Raw genomic sequence first — 25,221 nt, 5'->3', positions numbered from 1 at the left:
GAATAAAAATAAGGGTTAAAATTGTGATTAATCTTTGATTAACGCCAGAACATCATCTTCACGCATGATGAGATATTCTTTACCATCAAGTTTGATTTCAGTTCCACTATATTTTCCAAAATATATTTTATCGCCTACTGTAATGCCTAAAGCCTGAATTTGACCTGATTTCAAGCGTTTACCATGTCCTACAGCGACTACTGTACCCCTAACAGGTTTTTCTTTTGCTGTGTCTGGAATAACAATACCACCTACCGATCTTTCTTCTTCTTCATCGCGTTTGACAAGAATGCGATCGTTCATAGGAACTAAATTTTCAACTAAAGGTTTTTCTAATGCAACACTCATGCAGATTTCTCCTTAAGAATTACTGTCAAAATGAGGATATTAATCAATTAACCCCTCAACTGCAGGGGTCAATCATAATGATGTTTGGTAAAGAGCACAATAAGCTAACTTTACCACACCAACACCACTTTATATGGGGAGCATGCTAAGAAAATTCAAGTCGGATGGGTTAAAACTTACTGGATTTTAACTAATTTTTTAAGTTATACGCCTCAACCTTGAAAATACGAGTCAAGCCGTTTTATCGGCGACAGGAGCGGAATGATTATTATTAAAGTTATCACGTAAGTACCATAATAAGCCCAATCCAGGCAAGCAAGTGGCTAAGGATACTAGAAAAAATGTAGGCCAATTGAAGTGGCTAACTATTAAACCTGCTAAAGGACCCACGAAAACCCGTCCGGCACCCGCTAAAGCAGAAAATAGAGCAAATTGTGTTGCAGTGTAACGATGATTGCATAAGCTCATCAGTAAGGCAACGAAGGCAATACTCGCCATGGCATTACAAAAACTGTCTATAGAAATAGCAAAAACTAACCAATGGAAATTATGTCCTACGATAGCCAGTTTTAGTAAAGCTAAAATAGCCACAGCTTGTAAAATACCAAAATAGAGTAAGGCACGGAATAAACTAATACGTGCCATTAAGACACCGCCAGCCAGAAGACCTAGCATGGCTGCAACAAAACCTACGCCTTTATTTACAAAGGCTACGGTACTCAAAGAAAATCCTAATCCGCGAATGAGAAATGGTGTGGTTAATGAAATGCTGAGTGCATCGCCAAATTTGTATAAGACTATGAACAATAAGATAAGCCAAGCCGATTTTCGACTTAAAAATTCTTTAAAAGGGTCAACAATGGCAGAATAGAGAGAAGTGGGTGGATGTTTTTCTTCTTCATCGACGGGTTCTTCACCAAACCAAGCCCCAAAGAGACCGATCGCTATTAAAGCAGCCATCAGCACATAGGTGCTACGCCAGCCTATATACTCAGCCAGCGCAAGTGCTAAGGCCCCAGAAACCAACATAGCTGCTCTATAACCCCAGCTATAAAGTGTGGTTCCTAAGCCTCGCTCGTTAGGTTTAAGAATATCTGTTCGATAAGCATCGATAGCTATATCTTGTGAAGCTGAAAGGAAAGCGACTATAAAAGCAACCGTAATTAATAAGGAAGCACTGGTGTGCGGATTTGTTAACGCCATACCAATAATGGCTATTATAAGAACCAATTGAATTAGAATAATCCAACCACGGCGTCTTCCTAAAAGAGGAGGTATCCATCTGTCAAGTAAGGGCGCCCATAAAAACTTATAGACATAAGGTTGTCCAATTAGACTTAAACTTCCAATAGCAAGTAAACTTGCTCCAGTGACAGTAAACCAAGCTTGGAGTGTGCTAGAGGTTAATGCAAGTGGTAAACCGGATGAAAAACCTAATAATAGTGTAGAAAATAGATTGCGTTTACTGAGTTTATTCGTAGACATATTTTTTCCTGAAAACAAGGGAAGAATTTTAACTTCCCTTTATCGAGGAGCTTGAGAGTTAAATGATTAACGTGCGTAGTAATCAGGATCAGCAATAATGCGAGGACGACCGCCCGCGCCATATTGTACTAATACATGTTGGCCGCGGTTAAAAGTTGGCATCGGTGCTTGTACGACTGAAATTAACGAGTTATTTTTAAGCTTAACGACATATTCAACACCTGTTTGTGTTGAAAGACCTTTTTGAATCTCATTGCCTACAAAACCACCTAATAGGGCGCCACCAATTCCACTGGCTAAACTACCTCTCCCTCCACCTATTTCGGAACCAGCAATGGCACCTAGAGCACCCCCGGCTATACCGCCGGCACCAAGCCCGCCATTTCCAGTTACTTTTACAACTCGGCTATTTGTTACCACACCCTTAACAACACGATGGACTTGTCCGGCGCCACTTGCGGTATATACATCAGGGGATAAGGAAGATGCACAACCTGCTAATAGTGATAGGCCTAGGATGGATAGTAAGCAATGGATGTGAAACTTCATATGAACCCCAATATTGATGTATTGTTCTAAGTATAACGTTTAAGTAAGAGGATTTAATAACCACTTAGCTTATTAAAAGGGTGATATTAGTAGATGCCAACTCGCACGTCAACGTATTGATCCCTTAAAACCAGCATATTCTTGCCTCAATAATTAAAAATAGCTTTGTGAATTGCAATTACCAGTATTATGACAGCACTAATAATTCACGACTACGAATAATTTTTCCTTCGAGCAGATAGTTTAAAGCAAGACGAAATAAGCGTTTTGCATCTAATAGGTGTGTAGGAGTATCCCATGACTCATGGTGCACCGCCAAAAGAGATGCGCCGGAAAAAATCGATTGCTTAGGGAGTGATTTATTTAAGCAAACCACCAAGCCTTGACTCGGAATAAATTGGTAAGACTGCTCGGGTAAAAGAGCTTCGTTAGTTTGGCTATCCTTATCCAGGTATAAAGCATAACCCAATTCAGCGAGTAGTTTTTTTTCAAACACACGTAAAGCAATAACTGGATTGTCAGATAAGCTGCACAGTGCCGTTTGATAAGCTTGGAATAAGTGTGGGTAAGGATCGTAACGATAAAGTAAACGGATTAATAGTTCATTGAGATAAAGACCACAAACTAAAAGTTTACCTGTCAAATGCGGAAGAGGAGTAGGATGGGGTTCTGCATTGAGTAAATTCATGAGATCAGTTTTTCCGCGCCAGGAAAGTAGCAGTGGTACAAAAGCTTGTAGTGATCCTCTGAAGCGTGATTTTTTTCCACGTATTCCACGCGCGCCTTTGGCGATAAGATTTATTCTACCTTGTGTGGCGGTAAATGCGTCTATCAATAAACTAGTGTCTCGATAAGGACGGGTGTGCAAAATATACGCAGCTTGTAGTTGATCGGTGTTTGACATTGGACCAGAGAAATGCTTAGTAAGCGATATTAAGTTGCCTTGTATACTCTTCGCACTTGAATTTTTGTCTGCGTTGCCGTTCAACTCGCAATCCTCATGTATACTGAATACACTCCGGTTGCTTCGTTCTCACGGCGCCTTGCCAAAAATCCAATTGCTGTGAGTATATTTTTCTTGTACAAAAAATAAACTTTAATCTTTCATGTAAGAAAACTTCCACTTCTTATGGAAATCCAGTAACATTAGCCTATATAGGCGTTTTAATAGTGCATTCATCAATATATAGGGTGAGCACTGACTAAGCAATGCCGATAACCGAGTCTAAAAAATAATCTTAGCTGAAAATGATCGCTACAACATTCTTTAAATTGATAATAGGAGCAACCCTTGGCTGAAATTATTGTTATTACATCTGGAAAGGGTGGTGTCGGTAAAACGACAAGTAGTGCTGCAATGGCGGCAGGTCTTGCCTCCCGCAAATATAAAACAGTCGTTATTGATTTTGATATTGGTTTGCGTAACCTCGATCTGATTATGGGTTGCGAGAGACGCGTTGTTTTTGATTTTGTGAATGTAATTCGCGGCGAAGCGAATATTAAACAAGCTTTGATTAAGGATAAAAGGCTTGAGAATCTTTATATTTTACCTGCTTCACAAACTCGTGATAAAGATGCCTTGACCAAAGAAGGTGTGGAAAAAGTTTTAGAAGAACTCAAAAAAGAGTTTGATTATATTCTGTGTGATTCACCTGCTGGAATAGAACGCGGTGCAACCTTAGCCATGTATTTTGCTGATACTGCTATTGTCGTTAGTAACCCAGAAGTTTCTTCTGTCAGAGATTCCGATAGAATGCTAGGAATCCTAGATAGTAAATCGAGGCGGGCTGAACTAGGTCTTGAACCAGTGAAAAAGCACTTACTCTTGACACGCTATTCTTTAACACGTGTAGAAAGAGGCGATATGCTTAGCGTGGATGATGTATTGGATATCCTATCTATCCCTCTATTGAGTGTTATTCCAGAATCGCAAGCGGTATTACGCGCTTCTAATGCAGGTGTTCCAGTTACATTGAACGGAGAAAGCGATGCGCATCAGGCTTATGCGGATGCAGTTTCTCGTTTATTAGGCGAAGAAATACCTTTTAAGTTTATTAAATTAGAAAAGAAAGGTTTGTTACGCCGTCTCTTTGGCCGTGAGGAGGTAGCGACATGAGCTTATTAAATTATATTTTTAGGAATAAACCTAAAAATACCGCGACGCTTGCTAAAGAACGTTTACAGATTATTGTATCTCATGAACGTAGAACCGATAATAATTCTGACTTTTTACCGAAATTACAGCAGGAATTGATTGAAGTCATCGCCAAATATGTTGATATTGATCAAGACCAAGTAAAAGTTGAGTTGGAAAGAACTGGAAACTGTTCAATATTAGAATTAAATATAACACTACCTAATGCAGAAATATCTATAGGTAGTGATGCTTAGTCGCATCATTCGTCGGGAATTAAACGTTTTTCTCCAGGTTTTGATACAGCCACATAAACCAGACTTGCTTCTGAAACTTTGATTTGCGTAGATTCATTCACGCCCTCTTGGTAACGTTCTGCGTAGACCTCGACTTCAATAGTTACTGAAGTTTTACCTACCGCAATAATTTTGGTATAAAAGCTTGCAATATCATAAATAAATAAAGGTTGTAAGAATTTTAATTCTTTGACAGCAACCGTAACAACCGGTCCCTTCGCGCGTTGCGCTGCAGCAATTGCCCCGGCAATATCAATTTGTGACATCAACCAACCACCAAAAATATCACCTGCTTTATTAGCATCATTAGGTCTGGTTTTAACCCGTAAGGTAGGTTCTAGCAAATTAGTCGTCATCTCTATACTCGGAAATGAAAAGTTTAAGTATAGCAAAAAATTCTTAGTAGAGTGCTTATTGATTTTTTTTCATCTTAAAATATACTCAGCTCTTATTTAATTTTAATAATAAAATTAAATAAGTTCTATTTCCATATTATTATAATTTTTAGAAAACTTATGGTTAATGATACAAATATCTATGAAGAAATAAGTAGTTCTGATGAAGAAACAACCTTAAATGAACAATTTAGTGAATTGTTGCTTAAGTTAGAAAAAGACTTAGAAAGATTAAAAGTTGACAGTGACGAGGATCTTAGTGATCATTTCAAGCAATTAGAAGGATTAAAAAAAACCGCAAGTCTACCTGTTATTGATATTAGGGACGTAACAGGATTTTTGGAAACAGATATTTTTGCATTAATGGTTGAATTACCGGAGGCATTTAGCTTCAAACCATTAACTATTTATAAATGTATGTTAAAACATGTTGAGTCTTTTCCTAAAAGTGTTTATCAAGAACATTTGCAAGTGTTACTAGATTTAAAAAGTGATGAAACCAAAGATTTACTTCTACTGATTAATGATGAAAAAAAAGAGAAAAAGCAACAAAATTCTTTGTTATTAGAAAAAGAAAGTGAATGGCAACCTTCAGTTATTAGGCCTTTTTTTTCTATATTGAGCGCAACAAAAGCAAAAAAGAGGGCTTTATTAGAAAACGATACTGTTTCGCCTAAGCGGGGCAAACTGTTAAGCGTGTCTCCTTTGGCATTAACAAACAACACTTTATCAAACCAGATCGATGATGAATGTCATAAAAATTTATTACCGCCGGGAATGAAATTGACCTAAGTATTCAATAATATCGAGTGGTGAGGAAATCTTGGCAGTGGCGGCCCACTTATTAACATCATCTTCACTATTGATGTAACCGTATAATGCAATGAGACTATACATACCGGCGGCATTAGCGGCTTCAATATCACGCTTAGCATCACCCACATAAACGCCCTGTTCGGGAAGACAAGCGATACATTTGCAGGCATGCAATAAGGGCTGAGGATGAGGTTTACTATATTGGAGTGTATCTCCGGCGATAATGCATTTAGCTTTATTAAGTAATGGGAATTTCTTTATTAATTGCTCAGTTAAAATAGCAGATTTATTAGTGACAATACCCCATGGCCATTTTTCTTCTTGTAAGTAATTAATTAAAGTTTCTACACCTGGAAATAAATGAGTGTGCACACAAATATGTTTGGCATAATAGTCGAGGAATTGTTTGCGCAAGCTAGGGAAAATTGGATCTTGTGTGTCGATCCGCAGCCCCAGCTTTAATAAACCAGCTACTCCGGAAGATATTGCCGGACGAACGTCATTAACAGATAAAGGTTTTGCTTGTTGTGAGATTAAAACGTGATTGAGGGCAGCCGTTAAGTCAGCAGCGGTATCCAATAAGGTTCCGTCGAGGTCAAAAAGTACGCCACCAATTTTTGCGTGCTTTAATATTGAGAATGGCATGACTTAAGACCGTTTTTTAAAAGCGGCAAGATAATTGACTCGGATATCTTTTCCTAAGGCATAATATTGGGTTAGAGGATTATAGTAGATACCTTGAAACTTTTGCAGCACCAAATTAGCTTGTCGGGCTGCAGTAGCTAATTCAGAGGGGCGAATAAATTTTTTATAATCATGTGTCCCTCGAGGCAAAAGTTTTAAGAAATATTCCGCACCGAGTATAGCTAATAAGTAAGAACGTGGATTACGGTTAATAGTTGAGAAAAAAATATTAGCGCCTGGCTTAGCTAAGTCACTACAAGCTTGTATGAGCGAGCTGGGATCAGGAACATGTTCCAATAGTTCCATGCAGCACACGACATCAAAGGACTGACTATGTTTTTTAGCGTATGATTCTGCATCACTGAGGTAATATTCGATCGAGAGTTGATTTTCTTCGGCATGTTTTTTTGCCACTTCTATAAGGGCATCACTTTTATCGATACCAGTGACCTGTGCACCTACTTTAGCCGTTGCTTCGGTTAATATTCCTCCCCCACAACCGATATCGATTATTTTTTGACCTTTTAGAGCTTGTTGTGCCATCATAAATTCTAGGCGTAGAGGGTTGATGATATGTAAGGGCTTGCATATGCCCTCACTATCCCACCATTGCTCGGCCATAAGTGTAAATTTGTTGATTTCTGCTGAATCGCTATTAGAAGCTGACATAAAAATTAGATTGTTTTCATTGGTTTTTTGCAGGGAGCGTATTACAATGTGCTAGTTTACTTGACCCCTCATAATGTGTCTATTGGTTGTACTCAAGTGCGAAAAGAGTATATAAACAGGAGTGATGGATTTTAGGATAGCTCGCCAACTAGTATGGGGAATTTGTTATCACTCAATCTTATAGTTCAATATGAACAACCTTGCTAACCGTGTTTATAAATCGATCATAGATAAAATTTTAAGATTTGCACTACAAAAAGTGCCAAAAGAGCAATCTAAGTTATTTACTACTTTTGCCCAGCAGTATTACGCCCATACCGATTTAGAAACCTTGGAAAGTCGTTCCGCAGAAAATCTTGCGGCGGCACTTGCTTCTCATTGGAGCCTTATTTACCAACGTTTGCCTGGTCAAGCAAAGATTCGCGTTTATAATCCTAGCTTTGAAAAAGATGGTTGGGAAAGCAGATATAGTATTGTTCAAATCGTTGCCGAGGATAAGCCTTTCTTAGTGGATTCCACTCGAATGGAGATCAATCGGCAAGGGTTTAATATTTTTTTCAATATTCATTTTGGTAATATAAAATTACGTCGCGATAAACAGGGGAAAGTAATAGAAGTTTTACCCTACGATGCAATAGCAGACAAACAAACTGAAGCCTTAATTTACTTAGAAATTGATAAAGAAGCGAATAGTGAAATTCTTAGTAAGCTGGCTAAAAAGCTGGAAAAGGTATTAGAGCAGGTTAGTTTAGTTGTAAACGATTGGCCCGAAATGCGATCCAGAATGCAAAGTTGTTTAAAGGAACTGGAGCAAAATTCCCCGCCTTATGATCCTGAAGATGTTACGGAATCTAAAGATTTTTTGGCTTGGTTGTTGAATGATCATTTTACTTTTTTAGGTTGCCGTGATTATGATTTGAGTAAAGATCATAAGACATTGCGCATGATCAAAAAATCAGGTTTAGGTGTATTAAGAGATGAAACGAAAAGCAAAGAAGAAAAACCTCTAACAGAGCTGCCTCCCGAAGCACGTCGTTTAGCTTTTTCTCCACAAGTACTCGTCATATCTAAGACCAATAGCAAATCGAGAGTGCATCGATCGGTTTATGCTGATTATATTGGTGTTAAACGTTTTAATGAACAGGGAGAATTAATTGGAGAAAGACGTTTTATAGGTCTTTATACTTCGACTGTTTATCATAGTGATCCACGTAGCATCCCATTAATACGGCGTAAGATACAACTAATTTTACAGAACTCTAATCTACCTTTAAAAGGCCATGCTGGAAAAGCATTACTAGATATTTTATCTAGTTTACCCCGCGACGATTTATTTCAAGCTTCAGTCAAAGAACTGACTCAATTGGCGTTAGGTATTTTACATATACAAGAACAGAGAACGGTACGTTTGTTTGTTAGGCAAGATAATTATCGACGCTTTGTTTCTTGTTTAGTTTATCTACCAAAAGAACAACTAAACACCGATCTGCAACGGCAGATGGAAAAGATCTTGGTGCGAGAATTTTCTGGTATTGAAATTGGTTTTTCGACACTGTTTGGAGATTCTAATCTAGCACGCATCCATTTTCTAATTCGCACTGATCCTAAGAAAGATTTAACCTATGATGTTAAAAAAATTGAGGCGCAGTTGGTTGAAGTCGCACGTTCTTGGAAAGAGGAATTACGTCAGGCGTTGATCGAATATTATGGCGAACAAGATGGCGGGCGACTATTACAAAAATATATGTACGCTTTTCCAAGTGGATATCGCGATACATTTCCTGCAAACATAGCCGTACATGATATTGAGCAATTAGAAAGAATCTCGTCTGAACATCCTTTGGAAATGAATTTTTATCCATCTGCAAATGAAAAGGTTGTTCCATTAAGGTTTAAGCTATTCCAAGCAGGCAAACCCATCATTTTGTCTGATGCTTTACCAGTTTTGGAAAATATGGGCTTAAGGGTTATGGACGAGTGGCCACAAGAAATTACCTTACCCGATGGTCATCGCATTTGGATTAATGATTTTGGCGTAAAACCGGTTAATATTGATGATGTAGATGTTTCACAGGTAAAAGAAATTTTTCAAGAAGCGTTTAGCAAGATATGGTCTGGGGAAGTCGAAAACGATGGTTTTAATCGCTTAATATTAGCGGGTCAATTAACTTGGCGAGAGGTTTCAATATTAAGAGCTTATACCAAATATCTCCGTCAAATCGGCGTGCCATTTAGCCAAACTTACGTAGAAACAGTGGTATCGCGTAATGCAGGTATTGCTAAAATTTTAGTTAAACTATTCAAATATTATTTTGATCCTAGTCGCCAAGATGAGTCTGGTAGCGTGACGGCTAGTCTGGAAAAAAGTTTACAGTCCGCTTTGGATGCAGTTGTCAGCCTAGACGAGGATCGCATTTTGCGAAACTTATTTGAAGTCATACGGGCTACTTTACGAACTAATTATTATCAGACCGATCACGAAAACAACCCTAAGCCCTGGTTGGCACTTAAATTAAATCCTAGTCAAATTATGGATTTACCGCTGCCAAGGCCTATGTATGAAATTTTTGTATATTCCCCGCGTGTTGAGGCAGTTCATTTGCGGGCTGCGAAGGTTGCCCGTGGTGGTATACGTTGGTCAGATCGAAGAGAAGATTTTCGGACTGAAATATTAGGTTTAATGAAGGCTCAGCAGGTAAAAAATGCAGTGATAGTTCCTGCGGGTGCCAAAGGTGGTTTTGTTTGTAAGCAATTACCAGAAAATGCCGATCGTGAAGCAGTGATGAATGAAGTGATCCTCTGCTATCAAACTTTTATGCGTGGCTTATTAGATTTAACCGATAATTTGCAAAATAATGTGGTTATACACCCCAAGGATGTGGTGCGATACGATGAAGAAGATCCTTATTTAGTCGTCGCGGCTGATAAAGGTACGGCAAGTTTTTCTGATATTGCCAATGCTATTGCTGCTGAATATAACTTTTGGCTAGGAGATGCATTTGCTTCGGGTGGCAGTGTAGGTTATGACCACAAAAAAATGGGGATTACTGCGCGCGGGGCATGGGAGTCTGTTAGAAGGCATTGTAGAGCATTAGGTTTAAATCCAGATAAAGATGATTTTACCGTGGTAGGTATTGGCGACATGTCAGGCGATGTTTTTGGTAATGGAATGCTACTCTCTCATCACATTAAGCTAGTCGCAGCATTTAATCATATGCACATATTTATCGATCCTAATCCAGATGCTGAAAAAAGTTTTCAAGAACGAAAACGATTATTTAATTTACCTCGTTCTACCTGGCAAGATTATAATGCTAGCTTGATTTCTAAGGGCGGTGGTATTTTTTTACGTTCACAAAAATCTATCGTATTGTCTAATGAAATTAAAAAATTGCTAGATATTAATCAAGATTCCATTGCGCCTGATGGATTAATTCGAGCCATATTAAAAGCCAGTGTAGATTTATTATGGAATGGCGGTATCGGTACTTACGTTAAGGCATCGAGCGAAAGAAATGCAGATGTCGGTGATAGAACTAACGATAGCTTGCGTATTGATGCCAAAGAATTACGTTGTCGGATTGTGGCTGAAGGAGGCAATCTGGGTTTAACGCAACTAGGTCGAGTTGAATATGCTTTAAATGGTGGATTAATTTATACGGACTTTATTGATAACTCGGCCGGGGTAGATTGTTCGGACCATGAGGTTAATTGTAAGATTTTATTGAATGCAGTCGTAGCTGCGGGCGAAATGACTCTTGAACAACGGAATGCATTATTAGCAGAAATGACCGATGAAATTGCCAAACTGGTTCTTTATGATAATTATTGTCAAACTCGTACTATTAGTTTAGCGGCGATGCATGCTCAGCAAGAATTAGAGTTTCATCGTCGTTATATTCAAGAATTAGAACGGCACGGTAAATTAGATCGGGCATTAGAATTTCTTCCGGATGAAAAGGCCTTATTGGAAAGGAAAGCTTTAGGTAAAGGATTAACGAGTCCGGAAATTGCCGTATTACTTGCCTATACAAAAATGTGGGTAAAGGCTGAATTACTGGAAAAGCATTCGTTAGAAGAAGACTATTTAAAGCGTGTTTTGGAGTCTGCATTTCCAAAACCCTTGCGCGGTCGTTTCTCTAAGTTTATGCAGCAACATAGCTTACGTCGCGAAATTATTGCGACTAAGATTAGTAATGCCATGGTCAATGATATGGGCATTACATTTGTTTTCCGTTTAAAGACCGAAATTGGTGCAGATATCGCTTCTATTGCACGCGCTTATGCAATTGCACATCACGTGTTTGGCTTTTCTGAATTGATCGGATTGGCAGAAAATTTAAGTGATGAGGTAGCACCTACCACTCGTTACGCTATTATGCGTCAATTTAACCGCTTAATAAGACGCGCAACTCGGTGGTTTATCTATAATTATAAAGAACAATTAACCGATATTTTAGGGATGGTCGATCGATTTAAACAGTCTATTGTTGAGTTGAATAAAAACTTACCTAATTTACTCATAGGCGAAGAACGTGAACAATGGGAAAGAAATGTCCAGGGACTTATCGAAGCAGGTATATCTGAAGATATAGCTAAGCGTATTGCCAATGTGGATCATGAATATGCCTTATTAGATATTATTGATGCAGCCCAGAAAAATAATTTGGCCTTACAAGATGTAGCCGAACTATATTTTATGGTAGGCGAAAAGTTTGGTTTTACTTGGCTGCGATCCCAAATTATGAAGATAACGATTGAAACTTTATGGGATAATTTAGCTAGAGTGATCTTATTGGATGATCTAGACACTCAACAACGTCATTTGACCGTCATTATTTTACAATGTGTTGTTGATAAAATGGGTAATAATGAAATCTGCTTGGAACAATGGGAAGCAGACAATCAAGATTTTATTAAACGCTGGGAACAATTTTTAGCGGATTTACGTAGTACGGGTGAATTAAAATTAATGATGTTTTCAGTGGTGATTCGAGAATTAGTCAGTATGGTTGATGCCGCTAATGTTTCTAAAGTAACAAACTAGACAATAGTTTGTTACTTTAATCGTTCTTTCCAAAATAATTTTTTTAAAAAATTATTCTCTATTTAGATATAAATATAAAAAATTTTAATTAAATAATAAAATTTAAATATTTATCCTAAATTTAACTCATCAAAAACTTTATTTTTTAAATACTTTTAATATGTTTAAAATGGTAATATAATTTACCTTGTGTGAATTCTTACAACAAAAATGGAATAAAAAAAATGTTAATTCTTTCTACATTTACTTCGGATTATCTTCAAAAACCTCTTCAATATTTACTTAAAGATTTTAGCTCAGAGACAGTAGATATAAAATATACCGATACGAATTTACCGATATGGCTGACGCAATTACACTCAAGTGAAGAAAAAAATCAAACTATTACCATTTTGTTCAGATTAGTTGATCTTGCTGATGATAATAAAAAAATAAATGAGTCCGATTTAAAAGAAAACCTAAGTAAACTTGTTAAACAAATTATTGAATTAAAAAAAATTAAAAAACAATCACTCATAGTTACATTATGTCCAAGTCCAGATCATTTTTATGATAAAGAATTTAAAGATTTAGAAAATTACTTTTTGGAAGAAATGCAGACTAATAAAATTCATACCTTATCACAGTTAGATATTTACCAGCATTACGCATTTTCTGATTTTGATAACAAGGTGGAATATGAGACCCGTATTCCTTATATCTTTGAATTTTATGTTGGGTTGGCTTGTTTAATAGCTAGAAAGTTGCATTGCATTAAACAACAACCCTATAAAGTTATAGTAGTAGATTGTGATAATACCTTATGGACAGGAGTAGCAGGCGATATTGGGCCAAAAAATGTAAAAATTGAAGAACATAATCGTGACTTACAAAAATTTTTAGTTGAGCAAAAAGAAAATGGAGTATTTATTTGTTTATGTAGTAAAAACGAAGAAGAAACTGTAAACAGCGTTTTTTCTCTTAAAGAAGAAATGATATTAAAAAGGTCTGATGTGGCGATTAAAAAAATTAATCGAGATGCTAAATCTAGCAATATCAAAGCGATCCTGAATGAATTAAAGCTCGCTAATGCGAAAAATGCTATGTTTATTGATGACTCAGAAAGAGAAATTGATGAAGTAAGCCAAAACTTGCCAGAGATTTTTTGTGTACTGATGCCGCAAACAATCGATGAATTTAATAAAATCTGGTCATTCGATATTAATGAATACTTATCCATTACACAAACAGATAAAGATAGGTTGAAATTAATTCAACAAGAAGAGGCTTTGAAGCCGTATTTCTCTCAAATTAAGGATCCTATCGAAAGTCTTAAAGCTAAACGAGAGAAACAGCGTTTAGTTATTAGTAAAGTAAATAAAGAAAGTGAAGCTGAAATACTAGCAAGAGTTGAGCAAATACCAAAAAGAACTAATCAATTTAATTTATTTCCTTTTTCCGAAAATCCTGAAAAGGAATGGAATTTAGAAAGTTTGATTAAAAGTGATCAAATAGATTGTTTTATTGCTACGATACAAAATAAACCAAATTCTGTAGATAAAAAAGTTGGAGAAGATGAGGATTTAATTCGGGGCGATTTAACTGCTTTAGCCGTTTGTAAAAGTTATAGCGACTATTTATTAGTGAATGGATTTTTTCTGAGCTGTAGAAATACCGGATTAGAGGTTGAGTATGTCCTTGCGAAGCAAATTGCTATTTATGCAGAATCGAAAAAATTAGATAAAATTAAATTTAAATTTAAAAAAACAGAAGTAAATAAACTAGCCGAAAGCTTTATAGATATTCTGTGCCAAGAAACTAACAAATATTCTGTAGTAAGGTTTTTATTAAAAAATGCCAAGAAAACTCCATCGATCCAATCTTTTCTTTTTTATTTTTTTAAAAGAATTGGTATTTTACCTGTCGATTTTAATAAAGCCATGGGTAAAGAAATTATTTTTGAATTTTCTGTTAATTCTTTAATTCAATTAGATCCATATTTACTGATGCGTAATACGATAGAATTAAATGCAGTGAATAATAATATTGCAAACCAAAGATTAATAAATTACAAGGACTTAGGGAATGCCAAATTATATTTACCTGATCTACAAAATGAAGCAGGAAATATTCAATATTTAGTAGAAAAATTTATGACGGGATGTCAAAAAACTAATGATTTAACTCAAATGTTGATTGATCAAATAAAGTTTCTGATGACGGGTCAAGAAAAGAGTGAAAAAATATTTGATATTCCACTAGATACTCCCTTGCTTTGTTTAGGATTAAAATCACTAGAACTGACTTGCTTAAGCGGAAGTATATATAAAAACCTAGGTGTGAAAGTAGATATGAATGTGTTACTTAGTCCAGAAACGACCGCGTCAGTTTTGTTAGAGTATATTAATCAACAAAAAGGCAAACAGATTGTTTTTGATAAAGAACCTTCATTAGCGGAACTTAATCCAACTTGTTTGAAAATTTCCGCACAGGAGGAAAGAATTTTTTCTGCTGAGCAAAGCGAAGGTGTGAAAAGTAGCTCTAGGTTCCATATGCTAGCCTGTTTTTTGGCTTACGAGTTAAATTCTGATCTTTTTAAGAATGCTTATGAAAGAATGATTCAATTTTACGACGTTTTTGGTTTTTATTATTCGATTGTTGATGGTCATTTAAATAAATCCGTTTTACCACCAGAAAAAAGAAAAATTCACTTTTATGGTGAAAAAATAAACGGTGAATTTGAGTTAATGGATATAATTCGAAAAAAAACAAGCGAACCTTTGGCTATGATTAATTCTAATGAGCTTATTAGAATTTTCATTTTTGAAAATGATAAAAAATACTATATTTTGTTTCATATTCATCATTGTATTTTTGATGCGTTCTCATTGAATCTATGTTTAGAGACCTTGTCTAAATTTTATAATGCAGAATTGAAATCAATCTCCTTAGAATTAGCGAAACCTTTATCCTATCAGAACTTTATAACCTACCAAAATGATAAAATTTATAATGAAAATTATCAACTCGAAGCTAGACAATTTTGGTCTCAACATCTTTCGATATGCGAAGGTGCAGTAGAAATCCCCTCTGATAAGGAAATTGTTTTGAATTTTAAATCAATTACCGAACTAAAGGCCAATCGATATCCCTTTGAACTTTCTCAACAAGATTCTGAATCATTAAATGCGCTTGCTAGTAAAAATGGAGTGACTGTTTATAGTGTGATAATTAGTTTGTTTAGTATTTTAGTAGCTAACTATACATATAATGAAAGGATACCTATTACTACAGCTACTTCGGGAAGGGAGGCGCTTTTTCTGGATACGCCAGGTTTTTTTGTAAATTTACTCATCCATGCATTTGATTTAAAAGCAAACAAAACCTTCTGTGAATTTATTGTTGAAAATCATAAAAATCTTATTACTGGAATTAAATTTCAAGATTTCTCTTCATCAGAAATCCAGAAGTTTATTCTTCATAATACATCTCAAAATGTTGCTGTTGTTTTTCAAAGCAATGAGATTCCTAAACTTGTATTAAAAGATGAAACTGCTGAATTAGTTGTGCCTAAATCTAGTATATTAGATCTAAGAGAGCATTGTCGATTTAGCCCTTTGACTATGTTTATACAGGAAGTTCGGGGAATATATACTTTCACTTTTGAATATGCTGAAGCCAAATATACTGAAGATTTTATAAAAAATATTGCTAACAACTTTCTTCATCTTATTCAAAATGTTTGCGGAAATCCTAATCAAAGGTTACATGATATTTCCGTTGTTTGTGATGAAGAACGCGAGCAATTAATTACCTTAGGTAAAGGTCCGAAACTTAATTATGCTGAAGACGATAATCTAGTAAAAAAATTTCAACAGATAGTTAAAAATTCTCCTCTTAATAATCATGCCCTCTGTTACGGTGAGATACGTCTTAGTTACAAAGCGGTGGATCAACAATCAACGAATTTAGCACATGTTTTAATTGTAAAAGGCGTAAAATCAGGAGATTTTGTTGGGATTTATTTAGAAGCAAATCATTTATTTTTTATAGCTGAATTGGCGATATTAAAAATAGGAGCTGTTTTTATTCCACTTTCCAAAGAAGATCCCTATGATCGTCTAAAATCCATTATTGAAGACGCCAACATTAAATTTTTTATCGTAGATAATGCAACCAAAGGTTTGTTTGATACAGATTTTCAAGCACGCACATTAATTCCTATTCATTTTGCTGAATGTGCTAGTTTGGATAGAGATCTCCCTCCGTTGATTAAAACAAGGGAAGATAGATTCTGTATACTATATACATCTGGTTCTACTGGAAAGCCGAAAGGGGTTATACTGCGGGAAAAAGGAATCTTCCGGGTTGTGGAATCATCAGGGTTTGTAAAGGTTTTGCCTGAGGATAAAGTAGCACAAACCGCAAACCAAGCCTTTGATGCCGCGCAGCTCGAGTGTTGGCTTGCTTGGAATAATGGGGCTTGTTTAGTTCTTTTTGATAAAGAAACTATCTTAAATACTGACTCATTACAAAGTAAGCTAACTGATGAAAAGATTACTCATATGTGGTTAACAGCAGGGTTATTCAATATACATGCCAATATTAAATCGGATTTGTTTAACAGTTTAAAATATTTAATGGTTGGAGGAGATGTCGTTTATAAAGACAGCATCGCAAAAATTTTAGAATTCGAAAAATCTCCTCTCATTATCAATGGATATGGCCCTACCGAGACAAGTATTTTTGCATTGACCTATACTTTTCATAAACAGACACTTAAAAATTTTGTTACATCTCCGATTGGGATTCCTATTAATAACACGACATTAAAAATATTAACTTCATTAGGAGGCTTAGCTCCAATCGGTGCTATAGGCGAATTATTAATATCTGGAGATGGTGTGGGAAGTTATTTAAACTTACCAGAGTTAGAAAAAGAACGATTTATTGGTAACCCAGAACTAAGAAAATTTCTAACAGGTGACTTAGTCAAATTTGATTCAAAATATCATCAAATAATGTTTGTGGGTCGAGCAAATAAACAACAAATTAAAATCAATGGAAATCTTGTTTCTTTGGAAGAAGTTAGAAAAAATTTATCGAAGCACCCGGCGATTAAACAAGCTGAAATTATCATTAAAAAATTAGATGGGTTTAACCAATTAATTGCTTTTTATATCTTGCATGAAAATGCTACTAAGCCTACTAACCAAGAGGTTCGTAATTTTCTAAAAGAAAGCATATCTTCTTATATGATTCCGGTCTTTTACTGCCAAGTGGATATTTTTAAGACGAATGCTAATGGAAAATTAGATGTAAAATGGCTTGAAGAATATCAATTAAAGACAAATGATAATAATTTTTCTAAAGAAATAGTAGGGAATGAGAAAAAGTTATTAAAAGTATTTAAAGCAGAGTTGTCTTATTTTCCAAATGATATAGAAGCTGATTTTTTTGCTTGGGGTTGTAGCTCTATTCAAGCGGTATCATTAGTTAACAAAATTAATAATACATTTAAAGAAATTAATTTGCGTCCTAGTGATTTATATGAGAATCCAACGGTTGCCCTCTTGACTAATTTAATCAAAAAACCCAAGGACAATATAAAAAAAACGGTACTTCGTTTATTAAAAAATGGTAATGGCAGCTTACCAGCCATAGTATTTATCCATCCTGCGGGAGGAGGCATAAGTTGCTTTAATAAGTTACTTGAAAAGGTTACATTTGGTAATTCTTGCTATGGTATCGAAGATCCATTCCTAGATAACAGGGGGTTAAAGTTACTAAGTATGGAACAGATGGCGAGAAATTACTATTATGACATTACTAAAACATTGCAAAGACCTATAGTTATCGTGGGATTTTCTTTTGGGGGTTTATTAGCGTTGGAAATCGCTAAACTATTTGAGACTCAATCCGAAAATAATTATTTATTTGAAGTAGTGTTGTTGGATACATGGGTCGTTTCATGCGCAAGACAGACAACCAAAGATAAATTAATTAAAGACGTATTAGCCCATTGTGCGAAGCAAAGAGATAAAGCAAATGTTGGGAGTTCAGCTAAAATAATGGTTGATTTGAAAAAATTATGTGAACATCATCAAGAAATTGGGTTTGAATTTACACCCGAGCAACTTAACTTAACGTACGTAACCTTATTTAAAGCTACAAATTTAGATGATAAGTTTTCGGATATGAACAAACAGGACCCGGATAATTTTGTGAAGAAATTTTCGAATGAAAAATTATTTAAAAAAATTGCAATTCCAGCATCTCATTTTGATTTATTGGAAAATTCAGATAATAATTCTTTATCCCAATCTTTCTCTGACCATATAAAAGAAATTACTCAAAAAATAGATTCTAAAAAATGTAGTAGTAAAAGCAGGAGTAATAGCTCTATGCTTTTTTATCATCCTCTAGCTGAAAATAATTTTGAACCTACTTTTTCACAACAAAGATTCAAACAATAAACTTAAGGATATTATTTTTTAGGAATTTATATATGAAGCTTCAAATTATTTTAGATGCATTACCTTTTTCGGTCTACTGGCTGGATAGTAAAAAAAAGCTTTTTGTAGGAGGTAATCTACATTTTTTCTCTTTATTAAATATTGGTTCTTTAGCAGAATTGATTGATAAGCCGATATCAAATATTTTTGTGAGTGATTATTTAAGAATAGCTAACGATTTATTTAACAAAAGTATTAAAAATAAAGGTAAGAGTTTTTCTGCTATTTATCATAAAGTTTCGAATGATCATGGGGATTCTGTATTAATTCAATGTGTTTCAATTACATCCAAAAAAGAATCGATCACTATCTTTAGTGAAATTAACCCATCTCTCAAGGATTTTAACCAATATTTATGGGAAGAAAATGAAAAGCTAACTATTTATTTAAATAACATCATTGAAAATGTTCCGGCCAGTCTCTATTGGAAAGATACCAATAGCGTAATTTTGGGTGGGAGTAAATTACATACCGAGCTAACTGGTTTTTCTGATTCAAAAGCGGTTATCGGCAAGACAGATTTTGATTTTTCTTGGAAAGATCAAGCAGAAAGGATACAAGAAAATGACCGTTTTGTGATGCAAAATAATCAAATGGTAAGTTTTGAAGAAAGAGCTAAGTTATCCGATGATAGTATGCATATTTTCTTGACCCAAAAATCACCTTTAAGGGGAAAATTTGAAAAAATAATTGGTGTCCTAGGAGTCTCAATTGATATTACCGAGCTTAAAAATACTCAAAAAAAATTAAAAAAATCGAAATTATTAGCCGATGCGGCTAATCAAGCTAAAACTGAGTTTCTTGCGAATATGAGCCATGATATCCGAACGCCTTTAACAGGCATCATTGGTTTATCGCAGTTACTTGAGGAACGTTTAAAAATAGTGGAAAATAAAAACGACTTGGGTTTAATGCATAAAGCTAGCCAGCAGTTATTAAATTTGCTTAATAATGTACTTGATGTTGCTTCTTTAGAAAATGCAAACGAAGCCCAGCTTAAGGTAAATAGTTTTTCTTTGCAGGATTTAGTAGAATCTTTAAAGGATTTATTATTGCCATCAGTAAAAACTAAAGGACTTACATTGCAGGTTAATTTAGATGTTTCTATCACAGAAAACATAGTAAGTGATCAAAATAAGCTCGAACGTATTTTACTCAATTTAGCGACTAACGCGATTAAATTTACTGAGAAGGGCACAGTGGTTGTAACCATTAAAGAATTAGAATCATTACCACAACAAGTAGATGGCGTGTATATTGAATTTACCATCTGTGATACAGGAATAGGGATTCCCGCCGATAAATTGACGTCTGTGTTTGACCCTTTCTTTCGAATAACTCCTAGTTTTGCAAATACTGATCAAACTCAAGGATATGGTGTCGGCCTTCATATTGTGAAAAAATTTATTAATTTATTAGGTGGTGAGATACAAGTAAAAAGCGAAATTGGTGTTGGAACAAGCTTTACTTTTACCTTATTTATGAATTTGGCCAAAAAAAATAAACTTATAAAATTTAAAAATAAAAACTCTGAACCTTTTGTCTTTTTGGAAACCAATAAATTAGTTGAAGCAAAAAAGCTGCAATCGGAACAGGTGCAACTTCCAAAAAAACCCATTAAAAAACACATTTTGTTGATAGAAGATGATCTTTTAACAATTAAATTCTCTCAAGAGCTGCTGACGCAGGCTGGATACAATCTGACGGTAGTATCTACCATGCAAGAAGCTTTACCGTTTGCAAAAAATCATAAGTTTGATTTAATCATTGCCGATTTGGGTTTGCCTGGACTTAGTGGCAATGAAATTGCCGTGTTATATCGTTATTGGGAACGTATTAACCAAAAACCGTTGACTCCAATTATTACCTTAACGGCGCATGGAGAGGGAAAATTTAAAGAAGAATGTTTAGCGGCGGGCATCAATGAAATTTGGCTAAAACCTTTGACTAAAGAAAAAATAAAAAAATTAGATAAGTATTTTCAAGATAAAAAAATCAATGTGATTGAATTTAATCCCGCGCTAAAACAATCAAAGCCTACTAAACATGAATATGTTGAGGAAAATAACTTAACCATAGAAAAAGCCAATTTACTCGATATTATAAATTCATATCCTATATATGATAAAACCATTAGTCTCCAAAATTTGAGTGGAAATATAGATTTGTTTAATGAAATTATTGAAATGTTCAAACAATCTATCCCGGGACATCTCCAAGAGCTTGAAAAGACCTATCAGGTAAAAGATTGGGAAACCATTGAAAACATAGTGCATAAAATAAAGGGCGGAGCCTGTTATGCAGGCGCAGTCAGATTAAATTATGTATGTAAAAATTTTTTACGCTGCTATTTAACAGGTCAAACTCAACAATTAGACACACTGTATTCGTATTTAATCTATAGCTTAAAAGAAACCTATAAAGCACTGGAGTCTTAGGGCTTAGGACCGCCGGTAATTTTTCTTGCAGAACACTAGAAATTTATTAAAGCTTTCTTTTCAAATTAACTATGGCAAAATACAAGGTTTCTGCGGCTCATATCTAGTTTACTCACAGCAATTGGATTTTTGGCAAAGGCGCCGTGAGAATGAAGCAACCGGAGTGTTTAATATGCATGAGGATTGCGAATTGAGCGGCAACACAGACAAAATTCGAGTGCGAAGCGTATATGCCATCCTTTATCCACCTGCATTTACATACAGAATACTCTTTGAGTGATGGTTTGGTTCGTATTGATAAGCTAGTTGCTAAAGCTGACGAGTTATCGATGCCAGCTATTGCGGTGACAGATCTATCTAATTTATTTGCAACAATCAAATTTTACCAGGCGGCGATTAAAAAAGGCATTAAACCTATAGTGGGAGCTGAATGTCGGATAAAGAATGACCAATTTCCCGATCAAGCATTTCAATTAATCTTACTTTGTCAAAATCAACTTGGTTATCGAAACTTAATTCAATTAATTTCGCGTGCCTACTTGGAAAACCAACAGGAAGGCAGGCCAGTTCTCCAAAAAAATTGGTTTGCAAATTATTCTGATGGCTTAATTGCATTATCAGGAGCAAGAGAAGGTGATATTGCATCTTGTTTAATGAAAAATAATAAGCCATTAGCAGCCGAAGTATTACAGTCTTGGCTAAGGTTATTCCCTAATCGTTTTTATTTGCAGCTGCAACGTTTAGGCAGATCCTTAGAGGAAGAATACATCGGGTCGGCTGTAGAACTAGCAAAAGAATATAGTGTACCAGTGGTTGCTACCAATGAAGTTTGCTTCATTGCTGCTGAAGATTTCGACGCACATGAAGCTAGAGTCTGCATTAATAGTGGCTATACCTTAAATGACCCTAAGCGGCCCAAGATTTATACCGATCAGCAATACCTGCGTTCTATAGAAGAAATGGTGGCTTTATTTGCCGATATTCCATCGGCATTGACCAATTCAGTGGAAATTGCCAAGCGTTGTAATTTAGAAATTGAATTAGAGGCATCTTTTTTGCCTAATTTTCCTATTCCGGCAGAAATGAATGCAGAAAATTTCTTGATAGAAGAAGCCAAGCAGGGTTTGGTGCAATGTCTAGAGAAACGCGCTAAAACTTTTCGTTTATCTCAACCCAAGAATATCGAGTGCAAGTTAGTAACAACCACTGAAAAGGAAGACACGAAGAAACTGTGTGCTAATTCTGATGAAGTTGAAAAAATTTATTTTGAGCGATTGCATTCGGAGCTCAAAGTGATCAATTCCATGGGTTTTGCAAGTTACTTTCTTATTGTGGCGGACTTTATTCGTTGGGCCAAGAAAAATCAAATACCTGTCGGGCCTGGTAGAGGTTCAGGAGCGGGTTCTTTAGTAGCCTATGCATTGCAAATTACTGGTTTAGATCCTCTGCAATATGACTTACTTTTCGAACGTTTTTTAAATCCAGAACGTATTTCTATGCCGGATTTCGATATTGATTTCTGCATGGAAGGACGGGATAGGGTTATTGATTATGTAACAGAACGTTATGGGCGTGATGCGGTTTCTCAAATTATAACCTATGGAAGTATGGCTGCCCGCGCGGTAGTCAGAGATGTGGGACGTGTTCTAGGTTATCCCTATGGCATGGTGGATAAAATTGCCAAGTTAATTCCTTTTGAGTTAGGTATTACACTCGAAAAAGCGCTCGATCAAGAAGATGAACTCAAACATCGTTATGCAAACGAGGATGAAATAAAAGTATTAATCGATTTAGCGAAGAAATTGGAAGGACTGGTGCGTAACGTCGGTAAACATGCGGGTGGGGTGGTGATTGCACCTTCCAAACTGACTGATTTTACGCCGCTCTATTGTGAGCCAGGGGGAATACACTGCATTACCCAATTTGATAAAGATGATATTGAAAAAGTTGGTTTAGTTAAATTTGATTTTCTGGGCTTGCGGACGTTGACTATCATTGATTGGGCTGTACAAGCAATTAATGCAAAAAAACCACCAGGAGAATCTTTACTAGATATCACAGCCATCCCCATAGATGATGTGAATACCTTTGCGCTATTAAAAGCTTGTAAAACTACCGCGGTATTTCAATTAGAGTCTCGAGGAATGCGAGATCTTGTTAAACGATTAGGTCCAGATAGTTTTGATGAAATTATTGCTTTAGTTGCTTTATTTCGACCAGGGCCTTTGCAGTCGGGTATGGTTGATGACTTTATTAATCGTAAACATGGACGTGCACAGGTTCAGTATGATCACCCTTTTTTAGAGCCGATATTAAGTCCTACGTATGGAATAATTTTGTATCAAGAACAAGTGATGCAAATTGCACAAGTACTAGCAGGTTATACTTTAGGGGCAGCTGATTTATTGCGTCGTGCTATGGGGAAAAAGAAAGCAGAGGAGATGGCGCAACAAAGAACGATTTTTATTAAGGGTGCAGAACAGAAAAGCATAGAGTCTCGTTTAGCGAATCAAATCTTTGATTTAATGGAAAAATTTGCAGACTATGGATTCAATAAATCACATTCCGCGGCATATGCTTTAGTTTCTTATCAAACAGCATGGTTAAAGACACATTATCCCGCGGAATTTATGGCGGCAGTATTATCATCCGATATGGATCATACCGAAAAGGTAGTCACCTTTCTTGAAGAATGTCGTTTGATGAAATTGAATATATTGCCACCCGATATCAATCATAGCGACTATAAATTTACCGTAGATGATACTACAGGCTCGATACGCTATGGTTTGGGTGCTCTTAAAGGTTTAGGTGCTGGAGCAATAGAAATGCTCATAGAACAACGTCGGCAACATCCATTTAGTGATTTATTTGATTTATGTCATCGTGTCGATTTGCAAAAAATAAATCGTCGAAGTTTAGAAGCCTTGATCTTTTCAGGTAGCTTAGATGGTTTTGGTTTAAACAGAGCGAGTCTTTTGGCCAATATAGAAGCCGCTTTACAAGCAGCTGATCAGAAATCTTTGGCGAAACTTTCTGGCCAACAAGATTTTTTTGGTCTAGATATGGTTTCTCAGTCAAGTCAAATGGTGAATCATGATGATTGGCCAAAATTGCAACGCTTACAGGCTGAAAAAGAAGTCTTAGGGTTTTACTTAAGTGGTCATCCCTTAGAAAATTATGCTAAGGAATTGTCGTATTTTATTACTACATCTTTAAATGAGTTAACTGCCAAGGCGGGTCATCACATGACCATTGCAGGTTGGGTACTGTCTATTCGTTCGCTATGGACTAAACGCGGTGATCGTATGGCGGTAGTTAATTTGGAGGATGCCAGTGGTCGTTTAGAAGTAACCTTGTTTAGTGATACCTATGCTAAATATCGTGAAAAATTGAATAAAGATAAGCTATTAATCATTGAAGGAGAGATCCAACGCGATGAGTATACAGGTAATACGCGAATATTAGGGAAAAAAATTTTAGATATCACTGAAGCACGTGAAAGTCACGCGAAAAACTTAACGATTAAGCTATCTCAGCCTGTCATTAATCCTAGTCTACTTGATGGTTTACAAAAATTAATGATCAATTTTTGTCCAGGACTATGTCCAACCCGTATCGCTTATTATCATCCTGAACTAAGTACAGAAGTTTATTTGAGTTTGGGAAATAATTGGAGAGTGAAGCCCGCTGATGATTTATTGAAGGCTTTACGGGAAAGCTTTGGTGAAGAATCTATTAGTATTCAATATTAATTTTAATAATACAGAGAATTAGGCGTTTTGCGAAAAGCGCTTAGCAAAAGAAGAATTTAAGCGTGATCGGATAATGGCTTACTCGTCATTGCGAGCGCGGAGCGCGCGGCA

Annotated in this window: 14 protein-coding genes; 7 read left to right on the top strand and 7 right to left on the bottom strand. The window is 35.7% G+C overall.

The features are described from left to right. Positions 1–27: 27 nt before the first annotated feature. The 4 genes from groES to recO all read right to left on the bottom strand — a co-directional run bounded on the left by groES (position 28) and on the right by recO (position 3,370). Positions 28–348, bottom strand: coding sequence for a co-chaperone GroES (gene groES / locus AAHH40_RS05915; protein ID WP_342219751.1), 321 nt, complete (start codon positions 346–348; stop codon positions 28–30). A 231-nt stretch (positions 349–579) separates the two neighbouring features. Further along, a complete protein-coding gene (locus AAHH40_RS05910; RefSeq protein ID WP_342219750.1) occupies positions 580–1,833 on the bottom strand; it encodes an AmpG family muropeptide MFS transporter in 1,254 nt (417 codons plus the stop codon). 66 nt (positions 1,834–1,899) lie between these two features. Further along, a complete protein-coding gene (locus AAHH40_RS05905) occupies positions 1,900–2,382 on the bottom strand; it encodes a glycine zipper 2TM domain-containing protein (protein ID WP_342219749.1) in 483 nt (160 codons plus the stop codon). A gap of 187 nt (positions 2,383–2,569) precedes the next feature. Beyond that, on the bottom strand, positions 2,570–3,370 hold the full coding sequence (gene recO / locus AAHH40_RS05900; RefSeq protein ID WP_342219748.1) for a DNA repair protein RecO: 801 nt from the start codon (positions 3,368–3,370) through the stop codon (positions 2,570–2,572). A gap of 303 nt (positions 3,371–3,673) precedes the next feature. Here recO and minD point away from each other — a divergent pair, with 303 nt between their 5' ends. Both minD and minE read left to right on the top strand, forming a co-directional pair. Then, positions 3,674–4,498, top strand: a complete 825-nt coding sequence (minD, locus tag AAHH40_RS05895) for a septum site-determining protein MinD (RefSeq protein WP_342219747.1) — start codon at positions 3,674–3,676, stop codon at positions 4,496–4,498. Further along, the gene (minE, locus tag AAHH40_RS05890; RefSeq protein ID WP_342219746.1) at positions 4,495–4,773 is read left to right on the top strand and encodes a cell division topological specificity factor MinE; all 279 of its coding nucleotides are present in this window, start codon (positions 4,495–4,497) and stop codon (positions 4,771–4,773) included. Before minD ends, minE begins: the two co-directional genes overlap by 4 nt. A 5-nt stretch (positions 4,774–4,778) precedes the next feature. Here the strand turns inward: minE and AAHH40_RS05885 are convergent, their stop codons facing one another. Then, positions 4,779–5,168: an acyl-CoA thioesterase gene (locus tag AAHH40_RS05885; protein WP_342219745.1), complete on the bottom strand. Its 390-nt coding sequence runs from the start codon at positions 5,166–5,168 to the stop codon at positions 4,779–4,781. 159 nt (positions 5,169–5,327) lie between these two features. Between AAHH40_RS05885 and AAHH40_RS05880 the strand changes: the two genes are divergently transcribed. After that, positions 5,328–5,999, top strand: coding sequence for a hypothetical protein (locus AAHH40_RS05880; protein WP_342219744.1), 672 nt, complete (start codon positions 5,328–5,330; stop codon positions 5,997–5,999). Here AAHH40_RS05880 and AAHH40_RS05875 read toward each other — a convergent pair. Together AAHH40_RS05875 and ubiG are read right to left on the bottom strand one after the other, a co-directional pair. Beyond that, positions 5,973–6,668: an HAD-IA family hydrolase gene (locus tag AAHH40_RS05875; protein WP_342219743.1), complete on the bottom strand. Its 696-nt coding sequence runs from the start codon at positions 6,666–6,668 to the stop codon at positions 5,973–5,975. The genes AAHH40_RS05880 and AAHH40_RS05875 overlap by 27 nt on opposite strands. 3 nt (positions 6,669–6,671) lie before the next feature. Beyond that, positions 6,672–7,376 (bottom strand): bifunctional 2-polyprenyl-6-hydroxyphenol methylase/3-demethylubiquinol 3-O-methyltransferase UbiG, encoded by a 705-nt coding sequence (gene ubiG, locus AAHH40_RS05870; RefSeq protein WP_342219742.1) that lies wholly within the window; start codon positions 7,374–7,376, stop codon positions 6,672–6,674. A 190-nt stretch (positions 7,377–7,566) separates the two neighbouring features. Between ubiG and AAHH40_RS05865 the strand changes: the two genes are divergently transcribed. The 4 genes from AAHH40_RS05865 to dnaE all read left to right on the top strand — a co-directional run bounded on the left by AAHH40_RS05865 (position 7,567) and on the right by dnaE (position 25,110). Next, entirely contained in the window at positions 7,567–12,423 is a 4,857-nt protein-coding gene (locus AAHH40_RS05865; RefSeq protein ID WP_342219741.1) for an NAD-glutamate dehydrogenase, read from the top strand. A 224-nt stretch (positions 12,424–12,647) separates the two neighbouring features. After that, on the top strand, positions 12,648–18,878 hold the full coding sequence (locus tag AAHH40_RS05860; RefSeq protein WP_342219740.1) for an HAD-IIIC family phosphatase: 6,231 nt from the start codon (positions 12,648–12,650) through the stop codon (positions 18,876–18,878). A gap of 32 nt (positions 18,879–18,910) precedes the next feature. Then, positions 18,911–21,355: an ATP-binding protein gene (locus AAHH40_RS05855; protein WP_342219739.1), complete on the top strand. Its 2,445-nt coding sequence runs from the start codon at positions 18,911–18,913 to the stop codon at positions 21,353–21,355. 230 nt (positions 21,356–21,585) lie between these two features. Next, complete coding sequence (gene dnaE, locus AAHH40_RS05850; RefSeq protein ID WP_342219738.1) at positions 21,586–25,110, top strand: DNA polymerase III subunit alpha; 3,525 nt, start codon at positions 21,586–21,588, stop codon at positions 25,108–25,110. Positions 25,111–25,221 lie beyond the last annotated feature (111 nt).

This window comes from Rickettsiella endosymbiont of Miltochrista miniata (assembly GCF_964031245.1).
Classification (GTDB): Bacteria; Pseudomonadota; Gammaproteobacteria; order Diplorickettsiales; family Diplorickettsiaceae; genus Aquirickettsiella.
This window is presented reverse-complemented; position numbering and strand designations above follow the sequence as displayed.